Below are 13,228 nucleotides of genomic sequence, written 5' to 3' on the forward strand. Positions count from 1 at the left end.
GCCCTCCAATCCGCGCCGATCAGCCACCTACGTCCTCTTGGAGACCGGAGACCCCCATGACCACTGACCTGGAACAGACGCGCATCGCCCTCGACCCCTTCGTCACCGACCTGGACGGCGAGAGCGCGCGGCTGCGGGCGGCCGGGCCGCTGGCCGCCGTGGAGCTGCCCGGCGGGGTGCCCGTCTGGGCGGTCACGCAGCACGCCGAGGCGAAGGCGCTGCTGACCGACCCGCGACTGGTGAAGGACATCAACGTGTGGGGCGCCTGGCAGCGCGGGGAGATCCCCGCGGACTGGCCGCTGATCGGCCTGGCCAACCCGGGCCGCTCCATGCTGACCGTCGACGGCGCCGACCACCGCCGGATGCGCACGCTGGTCGCGCAGGCGCTGACGCCGCGCCGGGTGGAGGAGATGCGGGGGCGGATCACGGCACTCACCGAGAAGCTGCTCGACGGCCTGGAGGGCGACACCGTCGACCTCAAGGCGGCCTTCGCCTACCCGCTCCCCATGTACGTCATCGCCGACCTCATGGGCCTGGCCGAGGAGAAGCTGCCCCGGCTGAAGGAGCTGTTCGAGAAGTTCTTCTCGACGCAGACGCCGCCGGCGGAGGTCATCGCCACGCTGACGGAGCTGGCGGGCATCATGGCGGAGACGGTGGCCGCCAAGCGCGCCGAACCCGGCGACGACCTCACCTCGGCCCTCATCCAGGCCTCCGAGAACGGCGACCACCTCACCGACGAGGAGATCGTCTCCACGCTCCAGCTGATGGTCGCGGCAGGCCACGAGACGACCATCTCCCTCATCGTCAACGCGGTGGTCCAGCTGTCACTCCACCCGGTCCAGCGCGCCCTGGTCCTGGCGGGCGAGGTCGACTGGTCCTCGGTGGTCGAGGAAACGCTTCGCCACTCCACTCCCACCTCCCACGTCCTGATCCGCTTCGCCACGGAGGACGTCCAGGTCGGCGACAAGGTCCTCCCGGCGGGCGACGCGCTGATCGTGTCGTACGCCGCGATCGGCCGCGACGAGCAGGCGCACGGCCCCACGGCGGGCGAGTTCGACATCACCCGCACCTCCCCCAACCGCCACATCAGCTTCGGCCACGGCCCCCACGTCTGCCCGGGAGCCGCGCTGTCCCGGCTGGAGGCGGGCGTGGCCCTGCCGGCCCTGTACGCCCGCTTCCCGGCCCTCGACCTGGCGGTACCGGCGACGGAGCTGCGCAACAAGCCGGTGGTGACGCAGAACGACCTGTTCGAGCTGCCGGTACGGCTGACGGCGCCGCAGGAGTCGTAGATCACGACAAGTCCACGAGCCGGAGACGTGCCGGAAAAGTGCCGGGGAAGTCGTCTCATCGAACGGACACGTTTCCGTGCGGTTTCTCCGAGGCGATACGCTCCGGCTCGTGGCTGAGATCCAGATTCCCGCTGACATCAAGCCCGCCGACGGACGTTTCGGCGCGGGCCCCTCCAAGGTGCGTGTCGAGGCGCTGGACGCCCTCGCCGCGACCGGTACCTCCCTGCTCGGCACCTCCCACCGCCAGGCTCCGGTCAAGAACCTGGTCGGCAAGGTGCGCGAGGGGATCTCCGAGCTGTTCTCCCTCCCCGAGGGCTACGAGGTGATCCTCGGCAACGGCGGCTCCACCGCGTTCTGGGACGTCGCGACCCACGGTCTGATCGAGAACAAGTCGCAGCACCTGAACTTCGGCGAGTTCAGCTCGAAGTTCGCCAAGGCGGCCAAGCTCGCGCCCTGGCTGGCCGAGCCGACCGTCATCGCCTCCGACCCGGGCACGCACCCGGAGCCGCAGGCCGAGGCGGGCGTCGACGTGTACGCCTTCACGCACAACGAGACCTCCACCGGTGTCGCCGCCCCGATCAAGCGCGTGGCCGGTGCCGACGAGGGCGCGCTCGTCCTCGTGGACGCCACCTCCGGCGCCGGCGGCCTCCCGGTCGACATCGCCGAGACCGACGTCTACTACTTCGCCCCGCAGAAGTCCTTCGCCTCCGACGGCGGCCTGTGGATCGGCGTCTTCTCCCCGGCCGCGATCGAGCGCGCCGAACGCATCCACGCGTCCGGCCGCCACGTCCCCGAGTTCTTCTCGCTGCCCACGGCGATCGACAACTCCCGCAAGAACCAGACGTACAACACCCCGGCCCTCGCCACGCTCTTCCTGCTGAACCAGCAGCTGGAGTGGATCAACGGCCAGGGCGGACTGGCGTGGTCGACGGCCCGTACGAAGGACTCCTCGACGCGCCTGTACAGCTGGGCGGAGGAGAGCAAGCACGCGACCCCGTTCGTCACCGACGCGGCCAAGCGCTCGCAGGTCATCGGCACGATCGACTTCTCCGACGACATCGACGCCGCCGCGATCGCCAAGGTGCTGCGCGCCAACGGCATCGTCGACACCGAGCCCTACCGCAAGCTCGGCCGCAACCAGCTCCGCGTCGCCATGTTCCCGGCGATCGACCCGGCGGACGTCGAGGCGCTGACGAAGTGCATCGACTACGTGATCGAGAAGCTGTAACTCACGGGTAAAACCCCCTAGTTGCGTAACTTGTTGCAGGGCCCTGTCGGTGACAGGGCCCTGTTCGTCGGGTACGGCTGGGGCATGAACAGACCGATACCGGGCACCGTGCAGATCGCGGTGCGCCACATCCTCAGCGACAACACGACCGGCGTGGTGACCAGGACCCGCAGGATCACCTGGCGGGACACCCAGTACCGGGTCCGCCGGCCGGCATCGGGCAAGCACACCGTGGAACTGACCTGCTCGGAGTGCGACGTGGCCGTCCGGGCCGAGGTCCGCGACGAGGCCGCCACCCGCCGAACGACCGGCATCCTGCGGACGCTTGCCGCCCTGTCCGTGCTCGTCCTCGTCGTGGCCTTCGGTTACGCCGTCCACGAGGGCGGCAAGACGCTGCCCGAGGGCCAGTCGCTACCGGTCCTGTTCCCCATCAGCATCATCTCGATCGCCCTCGCGCTCTTCGCCGCTCCCATGCTCTTCGTCATGAGCCTCCGCTACAACGGCGTCAGCAAGCTCGACGCCCCCAAGCTCCACGGGATCATGCCGGTGGGCAACTGACCGCCGGCAACGAGCAGGGCGCCCGGTGTGCACCGGGCGCCCTGTTTGTTCATTCCCGCCTCAGCCGTTGTCGGCTCAGTCGCGGAAGCCGAGGAGAGCGTGCAGACCGGCTCCGCTCGGCGCCGTGGCCGGCTGTCCGGCGGTCAGCGCGGACATCGCCGAGGCCGCGGCCTCCGGCTTGGGGTCGGGGGTCTTCTGGCAGACCGCGTCGGCCACCCCGCTGCCGCGCGGCACCGTGCCGTCGGTCAGGTACTTCACCAGGTACTTGTCGAGGCAGGCGTTGCCGCTCAGCGAGATGCCGTGGTTGCCGCCGCCCTGCTCCACCACCAGGCTGGAGTGCTTGAGCAGACGGTGGACGGTGACACCGCCCTGGTACGGGGTGGCCGCGTCGTTCGTCGCCTGGAAGAGCAGCGCCGGCGGGAGCTTGGAGTTGGCGACGTTCACCGGCTTCAGGGTCTTCGTGGGCCAGAACGCGCACGGCGCGTTGTACCAGGCGTTGTTCCAGGCCATGAACGGCGCCTTGTCGTACACCTTCCAGTTGTCCTTGCGCCACTGGTTCCAGTCGCGCGGCCAGGAGACGTCACGGCACTGCACGGCGGTGTAGATGCTGTAGCCGTTGTCACCGGAGGCGTCGATGGCGGCGATGTTCGCGTACGCCTTGACCAGCGGGGTGGCGTTGCTGTCGTTCACGTAGGCCGCGAACGCCTGGGCGAGGATCGGCCAGTAGCCGTTGTAGTACCCGCCGGGGATGAAGATGTCCTCCAGCTCGGAGGCGCCCACCTTGCCGCCCGCGGGCTTCTTGGCCAGGGCCGCCCGCATCGCGTACCACTTGGCCTCGATCTTGGCCGGGTCGGTGCCGAGCTTGTACGTGCTGTTGTACTTGGCGATCCACGCCATCAGCGCCTTCTGGCGGGCGTCGAAGGCGTAGTCCTGCGAGATGTTGGCGTCGTACCAGACTCCGTCAGGGTCGACGATGGAGTCCAGCACCAGTCGGCGCACCCGGTTCGGGAAGAGCTTGCCGTAGACCTGGCCCAGGTAGGTGCCGTACGAGTAGCCGAAGTAGTTGATCTTCGACGCGCCGAGCGCCTTGCGGATCGAGTCCATGTCCTTCACGGCGCTGATCGTGTTGATGTACGGCAACACGTCCTTGTACTTGGTGCCGCAGGCCTCGGCGAAGGACTTGGCGCGCTTGAGGTTGGCCTTCTCGATCGCGGGCGTGCTGGGCACGGAGTCCGGGCGGACCGGGTTGAAGTAGCCCGGCACACAGTCCAGGGCGGGCTTGCTCTTGCCGACGCCGCGCGGGTCGAAGCCGATGACGTCGTACTGGCTCGCGACCTGCTTGGGGAGCGCGGACGCGACGAAGCCGGCGAGGGTCAGGCCGCTGCCGCCGGGGCCGCCGGGGTTGACCAGCAGCGGGCCCTGGTAGTGCTGCGCGGTGTGCGGCACGCGGGACAGGGCGAGGGTTATCTTCCGCCCCTCGGGCTTGGCGTAGTTCAGCGGCACCTTCACCGACGCGCACTGGAGGGTCGGGTAGTCGTCCGTGCCGCACTTCCTCCAGGTGACGCTCGACGCCTGGGCGGACTGCGCGGACTGCGAGGCGTCGGCCTGGGCCGGGACGGCGGTGAGCGAGCCGGCGAGGACGACGGTCGCACCGCACAGCACGGCTGTACTTCTTCTCATGAAGGTCCTTCAGAGAGCATGGGGCGTTGGACAGAATCGGAGGATGGGCGGTCCTGGCGCGATCTTTTCGGAAAAGCGTGCCAACGGAGAACATCCCGACCGAAAATTTGAACCAAAAATGTGAACCAGCTGTGGCGACAAGAGGGGCGCCCGGCGGCCACTCCGCCGGACGCCCGCCCTCCGCTCAGCTCGCCGTGCAGCTCACCGTCGGCACGCTCCCGCCCCCGGGCGCCCCGCCGAACCCGAAGCTCGTCGAACCGCCCACGGGCACCGTCCCGTTGTGCGCGGCGTTGGTGGCGGTCACGGTCGCCCCGGACTGGGTGTACGACGCGTTCCAGACGTTGGTGATCTTCTGCGACCCGCTCCAGGTCCAGGTCACCTTCCAGGAACTCAGCGGGGTGGTACCGGAGTTGGTGACCTTCACCTCGGCGTTGAAGCCGCTGCCCCAGTCGCTGCTGACGGTGTAGGCGGCGGTGCAGGCCGCCGTACCACCGCCACCGCCTCCGCCCCCTCCTCCACCGCCACCGTTCGACGGGAAGCCCGGCGCCTTGATGCTCGCCAGATACCCGTCCTTCACGGTGTCGACGGACTGCCAGTCGTCCTTCAGAATCCCCCCGGTGTCACCGGAGTTGGGGTTCCAGGACCAGAACGTCCAGTGGAAGGAGTCCGAGCCGTACGTCGACGTCGGCCGCAGATAGTCCACGAGCGCCGCCAGCCACTTCTGGTCGACGGTCGACTGGAGCGTCGTGCCGAACTCGCCCACCCACACGGGCGCGATGTTCTGCTTGAAGATGTAGCCCCAGTACTTGTCCCAGATCCCCGGCATGTTCGCGGGGAAGGACGGGTCGCTGAACCAGCTCTGCTGGGCCACGCTCGTGGCGTAGTCGTGGGCGGAGTAGACGACCCGGTTGGGGACGCTCAGGTTCACCGGGTACTGGGCGACGCCCATCAGGTTGCCGCCCCACCAGCCGGAGACGCCGTTGAAGGTCTGCACGCCCTCGACGAAGATCAGCAGGTCGGGGTTGACGGAGAGGACCGCGTTGCCGGCCCGCTGGGCGGCCAGCCGCCAGTCGGTCGCGGTGTCGCCGCAGCCCCAGCAGGCGGGGTCGTGCGGCTCGTTGTGCAGGTCGATGCCTACGACGGTGTTCTGGCCGAGATAACGGGTCGCCAGCGCCTTCAAGTTGGCGATCCACGTCGACTCGGGGACCGCGGCGGTGTACCAGAGCGCGGACTGGCCCGCGGAGTCCGGGCGGTGCCGGTCGAGGATGACCTTGAGGCCGTCCTGTCCGGCGTACGCCACGATCTTGTCCAGCACGCCCAGGGAGCTGAGCCCCTGGAGGTCGGCGTTCTTGCCGCTGCTGAAGTCGATGCTGTTGGGGACGGTCCCGGACTTGAAGATGTCGTCGCTGAACGGGATGCGGAGGGTGTTGTAGCCCAGCGATTTCATCTGGTCGATCATGGACTTGTAGTCGCGGGACCAGAGGCCGTGGACGACGTGGTTGCTGGTCTCGAAGCCGAACCAGTTGATCCCGGCGACCCGGACCGCCTGCCCGTTGGCGTCCAGGATCTGGCGCCCGCTGGTGTGCCAGTACCCGGCACCGGCGGCGGACTCGGCCGCCTGCGCCGAGGGGCTGACGCCGACCAGGAGCGGTATCAGAAGCGCCGCCGCGCACAACGCTCTTCGCAAGGTGCGGAACATGTCGCTGCCTTCTCTAGGGGAGCGCGGGCCCGGAACGTGATGGGAGCGCTCCCATCACCCGCATCTCCCATGGAAGTCACGTCCCATGAACACGTCAAGACACATGACACGACTGACTGAGCTTCTGGAACCTGCGGACCCCGCGTACCGCCGGTGTCACTTCCGAGGCCGCGACAGCCTCCGGAACCCGAAGACGACGGCGACGACGGCCGCTACGGCGAGGGCACCGACCTTGACGTCGCCGCTGCCGCCACCACTGCCCCCACCCTGGGCCGAACTCCCGCCCCCGGAAGGGGAGTCGGACGACCCGCCGCCACCACCCCCCGGCGCGTCCTGCGCGACGACCGCACTCCCCTCACCCTCACTCCCGAGCATGAGCTTGGTGCCGTCGGCGGAGTAACTGACGGACTCGCCCTGCCCGAGGGGCACGCTGAGCCGCCCCTCCTTCTTCAGGTCGCCGCCGTTCCAGTCGTACCAGATGCCGCCGAAGTACCCCCGTACGGCGAGGTGTTGGCCGTCCGGCGAGAAGGCGGCGTCGGTGGCCCAGAGGTCGACGGGCTTGACGGGCTTGAAGACGTTGGTGCCCGAGGTGGAGAGCTTGGCGGGCCCTTCATAGAGATGCCCGCCGTCCTCGTGCTTGTCGATGATGTAGACGCGCCCGGTCTTGGGATGGACGACCATCGACTCGGCGTCACGCGAACCGTCCGTGTACTTCACGACGTACTGCTTGGCCCGGATGGTCTGGTCGACGAGCTTCTTGGGCTCGGGAAGCTGATAGATCCAGACGTAAGGCCAGCTCACGCCATCATTGTCGCCAATGTCCCCGACGTAGATCTGGTTGTCGGGCCCGATGGAGATGGCCTCGACGTCCCGCTGCTGCCCGACCCCGGCGAGGGTGATGCGGGCGACGGTCTTCCCGGTGCCGCTGTCGACGGCGTAGATGTAGCTGCCGGTGTCCTGGTCGTTGTGGGTCCAGTAGATGCCGGGGTGCTGGTGGGAGGCGGCGAGGCCGCTGGATTCGGTGATGCGGGGGTCCGAGATGGTGAAGTCCTGATCCCCCTTGCCGTCGGCGGCGGCGGGGGCCGCGCCCATGAGAAGGAGCAGGGCACAGGCTCCGACGACACCCAGTAGCGCACGCATGCGGTCAAGCTTGCCATCCCCGGACGGGGAGGGACGGGCGGCCAGGTGGCGACTCTCACACCCCACCCCTCCCCGGGATCGTTCATCATGATCGGATGCTCAGGTTCATGCCCGTCGGCGATTCCATGACGATCGGAAGCGCGGGCGAACACACATGGCGTTACCGGATGTGGCAGCACCTGCGCGACACGTACGGCGGCCCGTTCGCCGTGGTGGGCCCGCGCGAGACCCTGCACGACAAGGCGACGGACGCGCCGACGTCGTACGAGTACGCCGACCCGGACTTCCCCAGCGCCCACCTGGCCGGCTGGGGCGAGGGCTGGCTGCACATGGCCCCGCTGATCGGCGAGGCGGTGCGGACCTGCCGGGCCAATGTGTTGCTCGTCTCGCTCGGCCTGATCGACCTGGGCTTCTACACGAACGCGGAGCAGACGGCGGAGAACGCGCGTGCCTTCATCGCGGCGGCACGGGAGGCGAACCCGCGCGTCCGCATGGTCGTGCTTCCCGTGCTCCGCAACGTCCGCGTCGACGAGGACGCCGACTTCGCCGCGCAGGTCACCCTCTTCAACGAGCTGCTGGCCAAGACGGTCGCCGACCTGGACGAGCCGCGCTCGCCGCTGCTGCTGGCGTCGCCGCCGGAGTCGTACGACTTCACGGTCGACACGTACGACGGGACGCATCCGAACGCGAGCGGTGAGCACAAGATCGCGGAGGCGTTCGCGGGGGCGATGTATCAGGCGTGGGGATGGGGACAAACGTACGAGGCCGGAACAGACTGACTGAATATCGGCGCACCCCGATCACCGTGCGTATCGTTGTACCGCGCGGCTGCACCTGTCCGTGGGGCGACCGGGGAGGAGCGCCACGATGACCGTCGTAGAGACCGACAGGATCGAGATGGCTGAGAGCGGCGACAGGAATGCCCTGGACGAAATGTTCCAAGGGTTCGGGCGAGACCACTTCCTCGAAGGCTACCGAGTCGAAATTGTCGGGGGAGCCGTCTTCCTGACGCCGCAACGGAGCACGCACTGGCAGATCATTCGCCGAATCGTCCGAGCCCTGGAAGACAGGTTCGGTATGGATGTGATGGTGCTCTCCGACGTCCGCATCGATTTCCCCGGACACCAGAACGGTTTCTGCCCTGACGTGGCGAAACTGAAGGACGGGGCAAAGTGGAGCCACGAGCGCGGTTGGCACTATGAGGACGTCGAATTTGTCGCCGAGGTCATCTCGAATGGCACCGCCGCGAACGACTACGGGCCGAAGAAAACCGCCTACGCGATCGCGGAGGTGCCCGTCCTCCTCATCGCCGACCCGTACCAGGGCAAGTGCCACCTCTACACCCAGCCGAAGGACGGCGAATACCTCACCGAGTTGTCGGTCACCTTCGGATCGGACATCGACATGACCTCGACCCCCCTCGGCCTGACCCTCAAGACCGACGAGTTCCCCCGGGACTGACCTGCCGGCAAGGTGGTCGAGGGAGTGATTGGCGGGTTTCTTCCACCCGGCCGAGCAAATACCCACGCGGCTCCTCCCAACGTTGGTACAAACTCGCCACTCAGTGAGCGAGACCCCGATGCGACACCCCCAACCGCCCACCGGCCGATCGCCGCTGAGCCGACCCGGCGTGCAGGCGAGGCGCGACCGCGTCCGGCGACGCCGGGGGCTGGGCAGAGGACGGAGGCCGCCGACCTGCCTCGGCCACCCGTCTTTCCGAGCCGCCCGCTCGCTTCTCCCCCGTGCTGGAGCGGACCGGGTCAAGGGTGGCCCGCAGGGCCATCGGCGCAGCCGACGCGGAGCCGCAGGCGGAGCGCCCTTGATGCGGGCCGTGGAAGCACGACACTGGCCGAGAAGCGGGCGGCCCCACGGCCACCTCACACACGGGCGTTCAGCTCACCCACCGTCGCCCGCAGCAACTCCCCGTCCACGAACGGCACCCCGGCCGACGGCACCGACCGCCACCCCAGCGGCCAGGTGATCCCGGTCAGCGCGGGAACGCCTACGTAGGCCATGGCTCCGTGACTGTGCGTCAGCACCTTCACATCCGGCGGCCATGCAAAAGCTCCGCCGGTTTGCGGGGGCAACAGGAAGTACATGTTCCGGTCACCCGTGGCCTCGGTGACGATCGGTCCCGCCTCGAAGTCCGTACAGCGCAGAAGCTCAGAGGCGACGCGCTCGGCCTGCGGCCCGCGCATGCGTACGGCGTCGAAGTGCACGCCGGCGAGGCGCAGGGCGTGACCGGCGTCGGGGATCCAGAGCGGGATCCAGGGGGCGTCGATTCTTTCGTTCATGCCGCAAATCGTTCCGCGCGCTCACATACTGTGACCAGGGGTACTCAAGGGTGGTGCAGGGCTGTGCACTTGGGGAGGCGGTTGTGCACGCGGGTGAACAAGGGTCGGGGAACCTGGAGATGTTCGGCTCGTTGCTGCGGTTCTTCCGGGAGCGGTCCGGGATGACACAGGAGTCGCTGGCCCATCGTGTCGGGTACTCCAAGTCCCAAGTGGCCATGGTGGAAAGGGGAGTGCGGGCACCCAAGGGGCAGCTGATCGAGATCGCGGACGAGGCGCTCGGTGCACAAGGTGCACTTGTCGCGGCGGGAAGGAAGTTGAAGGTCAGCAGTTTCCCGTCCTGGTTCGAGGACTACGCGGCGCTGGAGGCAAGGGCCGGCGCGATCTACATGTACGCGAACCACGTCATTCCGGGTCTGCTCCAGACGCAGCACTACGCAAGGGCCACCTTCGAGGTCCACCGCCCGTCCCTGGACGACGACGAGATCGAGGCCCGGCTCGCCGCCCGCCTCGACCGCCAGCAGGTCATGGATCGCAGACCCACGCCGGTCGTCGGCTTCGTACTGGAGGAACACATCCTCAGGCGCCCGCTCGGCGGCGACCAGGTCCTCAAGGAGCAGTTGGGCCACATCCTCGACGTCGGTAGGCGCCGCAACGTCGAGATTCAGGTGATGCCGACCGACCGCGAGGACCACGCGGGTCTCGACGGCCCCATGATCCTGCTGGAGACCGATGACCCCGACCGGATCACCTACGTCGAGGGCCCCAACAACGGCTACTTCGTCAGCGAACAGCCAGAGCTGGGCCAGATGTTCGCACGGTATGGCATTCTGCGAGCGCAGGCCCTCAACCCCGGGGAGTCCGCTCAGTTGATCAGCGAGGTGGCAGGCAGCTTATGAGCACGGACCTGGACTGGTTCAAGAGCAGCTACAGCAGCGGCCAGGGCGGCGAGTGCATCGAAGTAGCCCTCACCCCCACCACCATCCACATCCGCGACTCGAAAACCCCCGCCACCCCCACCGCCCCGGCCCTCCAAGTGACCCCCACCACCTGGAAGGCCTTCCTCAACACCCTGCTCTAGAACATCCCATTGTCATTCGCGGAGCTCTCCGGAACATCCTGGATCACATCCCAGTGCTCCACGATCTTCCCGCCCCGCACCCGGAACAGATCCACGATCGCCTGTCCCCGCTCCCCCGGCGCCGGCACGTAGTGACTGTGGACGGCGACCAAGTCCCCCTCGGCGATGACCCGCTTCGGCGTGACCTTCAGCTGCGGGAACTGCTTGAAGTACGCGCCCAGGCCCGCCTTCGCACCCTCCACACCGTTCGGGATGTTCGGGTTGTGCTGGTCGTACTCGGGACCCCAGTACCGGTCGATCGCCGACAGGTCCCTCTTCACCAGCAGCTGGTCGAACGCAGCCGTCACCAGCTTCTTGTTGTACGCGGTGAGAAATCCCGGCCCCGGCTCCGACGTCTGCGGCCAACTCACCGTGGAGAACATGTCGTTGCCGTTCACCGAGGACTCCGGCACGTTCTGCCCGACATCCCAGTGCTCGGCGATCTTCCCGCCCTGGAAGCGGAAGATGTCGAAGACGGCGGAGCCCCGCGCGCCCGGCGTCAGGACGACGTTCGAGTGCACCAGGACGAGGTCGCCCTCGGAGATCACCCGCTTGATGTCGTACTTGGCGTCGGGGAACTGCTGGTGGACCGAGACCGCCAGCCCCTTCAGCGTCTCCGCCCCGTCCGGCGCGAGCGGGTTGTGCTGGATGTAGTCCGGCCGTACGAAACGGTCGACGACCGCGGTGTCGCCGCGCTCGAACACGCCCTTGAGGACACGGGCGGCAACGTCCTTCTGGTAACCGAGGCGGGCGGACTCACCAGGGACGCCGTAACCAGCGTGACCCGCCGACGCGGCGTGCGGCGCCGCGACGGCCGGAACGGCGGCGGCACCCAGCACGGCGGTGGAGGCGACGAAGGCGACAAGGGCCCGGCGGACGGAGGTGGTGGGGGGCATACGACACTCCGGGAATAGATATTGAAAGTTCAAGCTGACACTTCCCAAAGGAAAGCACTAACCACGAGTTAGCGTCAACCCCCAAGGGCCCCCAAGGACCCCCAAGCGCCCAACGCGCCCCAACCACCCTTGCCTAGAGCGCACTCCACGCCGTTGGCTAAGAACCCATGAAGTACACGCAGCTCGGACGCACGGGACTCAAGGTCAGCCGGCTCGTCCTCGGCACCATGAACTTCGGCCCGCAGACGGACGAAGCCGACAGCCACGCGATCATGGACGCGGCGCTGGACGCGGGCATCAACTTCTTCGACACCGCCAACGTCTACGGCTGGGGCGAGAACAAGGGCCGTACCGAGGAAATCATCGGCACCTGGTTCGCCAAGAACCCCGCCCACCGCGACAAGGTCGTCCTCGCCACCAAGGTCTACGGCAACATGGGCGTCGACGGCGAGGCCTGGCCGAACCACGACAAGCTCTCCGCCGTGAACATCCGGCGAGCCGTCGACGCGTCGCTCAAGCGCCTCCAGACCGACCACATCGACGTCTACCAGTTCCACCACATCGACCGCGCCACCCCCTTCGAGGAGATCTGGCAGGCGATCGACGTCCTGGTCCAGCAGGGCAAGGTCCTGTACGCCGGTTCCTCCAACTTCCCCGGCTACAAGATCGCCCAGGCCAACGAGATCGCCGCCCGCCGCGGCGGCACCATCGGCCTGGTCAGCGAGCAGTGCCTCTACAACCTCTTCGAGCGCCGCGCCGAGATGGAGGTCATCCCGGCCGCCCAGGAGTACGGCCTCGGCGTGATCCCCTGGTCGCCGCTGCACGGCGGCATGCTGGGCGGGGTCATCAAGAAGGAGGTGTCGGGCGGTCGCCGCACCTCCGGCCGTACGGCGGAGGCGCTCACCGATCCGGCCGTACGCGCGAAGATCCAGTCGTACGAGGATCTCCTCGACAAGCACGGTCTGGAACCCGGCGAGACGGCCCTGGCCTGGCTCCTCACCCGCCCCGGCGTCACGGGCCCGATCGTCGGCCCGCGCACGGCGGAGCAGCTCGAATCGGCGATCCGGGCTTCAGAGCTGGACCTGAGCGAAGAGCTGCTGACCGACCTCGACGAGATCTTCCCGGGTCCTGGACCGTCTCCAGAGGCCTTCGCCTGGTAGTACCGGCAAGGGCAAACGCCGCCAAGGGGCGCGGGGAACTGCGCGACAAGCCACGACGGGCCCGCAGCCAGCCACCGGCCCGCAGTTCCCCGGCGCTACTTCCGCGGCGCTGCTTCCCCGGCGCTGCTTCCCCTGCGCTACTTCCGCGGCGCTATTTCCCCAACGCC

The 13,228-nt window shown here is 68.0% G+C and carries 13 protein-coding genes; 8 read left to right on the forward strand and 5 right to left on the reverse strand.

The features are described 5' to 3' along the window. Positions 1-56: 56 nt before the first annotated feature. The 3 genes from CRP56_RS18905 to CRP56_RS18915 all read left to right on the forward strand — a co-directional run bounded on the left by CRP56_RS18905 (position 57) and on the right by CRP56_RS18915 (position 3,075). Positions 57-1,289, forward strand: coding sequence for a cytochrome P450 family protein (locus tag CRP56_RS18905; RefSeq protein WP_097265582.1), 1,233 nt, complete (start codon positions 57-59; stop codon positions 1,287-1,289). A 109-nt stretch (positions 1,290-1,398) separates the two neighbouring features. Beyond that, on the forward strand, positions 1,399-2,517 hold the full coding sequence (serC, locus tag CRP56_RS18910) for a phosphoserine transaminase (RefSeq protein WP_059196260.1): 1,119 nt from the start codon (positions 1,399-1,401) through the stop codon (positions 2,515-2,517). A gap of 84 nt (positions 2,518-2,601) precedes the next feature. Beyond that, positions 2,602-3,075: a hypothetical protein gene (locus CRP56_RS18915; RefSeq protein WP_097265584.1), complete on the forward strand. Its 474-nt coding sequence runs from the start codon at positions 2,602-2,604 to the stop codon at positions 3,073-3,075. 75 nt (positions 3,076-3,150) lie between these two features. On the opposite strand, the gene CRP56_RS18920 is transcribed toward CRP56_RS18915, so the two are convergent. The 3 genes from CRP56_RS18920 to CRP56_RS18930 form a co-directional block, all read right to left on the reverse strand. After that, positions 3,151-4,755, reverse strand: a complete 1,605-nt coding sequence (locus tag CRP56_RS18920) for an alpha/beta hydrolase (RefSeq protein WP_097265586.1) — start codon at positions 4,753-4,755, stop codon at positions 3,151-3,153. 184 nt (positions 4,756-4,939) lie between these two features. Continuing rightward, positions 4,940-6,454, reverse strand: coding sequence for a cellulase family glycosylhydrolase (locus tag CRP56_RS18925; RefSeq protein WP_097265588.1), 1,515 nt, complete (start codon positions 6,452-6,454; stop codon positions 4,940-4,942). A 156-nt stretch (positions 6,455-6,610) separates the two neighbouring features. Next, positions 6,611-7,594, reverse strand: a complete 984-nt coding sequence (locus CRP56_RS18930; RefSeq protein ID WP_097265590.1) for a hypothetical protein — start codon at positions 7,592-7,594, stop codon at positions 6,611-6,613. A gap of 95 nt (positions 7,595-7,689) precedes the next feature. On the opposite strand from CRP56_RS18930, the gene CRP56_RS18935 reads away from it, so the two are divergent. Together CRP56_RS18935 and CRP56_RS18940 are read left to right on the forward strand one after the other, a co-directional pair. Further along, complete coding sequence (locus CRP56_RS18935) at positions 7,690-8,373, forward strand: SGNH/GDSL hydrolase family protein (RefSeq protein ID WP_097265592.1); 684 nt, start codon at positions 7,690-7,692, stop codon at positions 8,371-8,373. An 88-nt stretch (positions 8,374-8,461) separates the two neighbouring features. Beyond that, complete coding sequence (locus tag CRP56_RS18940; protein WP_097265594.1) at positions 8,462-9,055, forward strand: Uma2 family endonuclease; 594 nt, start codon at positions 8,462-8,464, stop codon at positions 9,053-9,055. A 416-nt stretch (positions 9,056-9,471) separates the two neighbouring features. On the opposite strand, the gene CRP56_RS18945 is transcribed toward CRP56_RS18940, so the two are convergent. Then, a complete protein-coding gene (locus tag CRP56_RS18945; protein ID WP_097265596.1) occupies positions 9,472-9,888 on the reverse strand; it encodes a hypothetical protein in 417 nt (138 codons plus the stop codon). Between the two features lie 83 nt (positions 9,889-9,971). Here CRP56_RS18945 and CRP56_RS18950 point away from each other — a divergent pair, with 83 nt between their 5' ends. Next, positions 9,972-10,784, forward strand: a complete 813-nt coding sequence (locus CRP56_RS18950; protein WP_257040826.1) for a helix-turn-helix domain-containing protein — start codon at positions 9,972-9,974, stop codon at positions 10,782-10,784. After that, entirely contained in the window at positions 10,781-10,966 is a 186-nt protein-coding gene (locus CRP56_RS18955) for a DUF397 domain-containing protein (protein ID WP_097265598.1), read from the forward strand. Before CRP56_RS18950 ends, CRP56_RS18955 begins: the two co-directional genes overlap by 4 nt. Here the strand turns inward: CRP56_RS18955 and CRP56_RS18960 are convergent. Beyond that, on the reverse strand, positions 10,963-11,901 hold the full coding sequence (locus CRP56_RS18960) for a nuclear transport factor 2 family protein (RefSeq protein WP_097265600.1): 939 nt from the start codon (positions 11,899-11,901) through the stop codon (positions 10,963-10,965). The genes CRP56_RS18955 and CRP56_RS18960 overlap by 4 nt on opposite strands. A gap of 167 nt (positions 11,902-12,068) precedes the next feature. Between CRP56_RS18960 and CRP56_RS18965 the strand changes: the two genes are divergently transcribed. Next, the gene (locus tag CRP56_RS18965; protein ID WP_097265602.1) at positions 12,069-13,061 is read left to right on the forward strand and encodes an aldo/keto reductase; all 993 of its coding nucleotides are present in this window, start codon (positions 12,069-12,071) and stop codon (positions 13,059-13,061) included. Positions 13,062-13,228: the final 167 nt, after the last annotated feature.

Origin of the sequence: Streptomyces sp. TLI_55 (assembly GCF_900206255.1) — a bacterium.
Lineage (GTDB): Bacteria > Actinomycetota > Actinomycetes > Streptomycetales > Streptomycetaceae > Streptomyces > Streptomyces aquilus.

Bases quoted from the DNA above. Each gene is read 5' to 3' on its own strand.
- CRP56_RS18915 (WP_097265584.1), top strand. From the start codon at position 2,602: ATGAACAGACCGATACCGGGCACCGTGCAGATCGCGGTGCGCCACATC.
- CRP56_RS18920 (WP_097265586.1), bottom strand. From the start codon at position 4,755: ATGAGAAGAAGTACAGCCGTGCTGTGCGGTGCGACCGTCGTCCTCGCC.
- CRP56_RS18955 (WP_097265598.1), top strand. From the start codon at position 10,781: ATGAGCACGGACCTGGACTGGTTCAAGAGCAGCTACAGCAGCGGCCAG.
- CRP56_RS18965 (WP_097265602.1), top strand. From the start codon at position 12,069: ATGAAGTACACGCAGCTCGGACGCACGGGACTCAAGGTCAGCCGGCTC.
- CRP56_RS18930 (WP_097265590.1), bottom strand. From the start codon at position 7,594: ATGCGTGCGCTACTGGGTGTCGTCGGAGCCTGTGCCCTGCTCCTTCTC.
- CRP56_RS18960 (WP_097265600.1), bottom strand. From the start codon at position 11,901: ATGCCCCCCACCACCTCCGTCCGCCGGGCCCTTGTCGCCTTCGTCGCC.
- CRP56_RS18905 (WP_097265582.1), top strand. From the start codon at position 57: ATGACCACTGACCTGGAACAGACGCGCATCGCCCTCGACCCCTTCGTC.
- CRP56_RS18940 (WP_097265594.1), top strand. From the start codon at position 8,462: ATGACCGTCGTAGAGACCGACAGGATCGAGATGGCTGAGAGCGGCGAC.
- CRP56_RS18935 (WP_097265592.1), top strand. From the start codon at position 7,690: ATGCTCAGGTTCATGCCCGTCGGCGATTCCATGACGATCGGAAGCGCG.
- CRP56_RS18945 (WP_097265596.1), bottom strand. From the start codon at position 9,888: ATGAACGAAAGAATCGACGCCCCCTGGATCCCGCTCTGGATCCCCGAC.
- CRP56_RS18925 (WP_097265588.1), bottom strand. From the start codon at position 6,454: ATGTTCCGCACCTTGCGAAGAGCGTTGTGCGCGGCGGCGCTTCTGATA.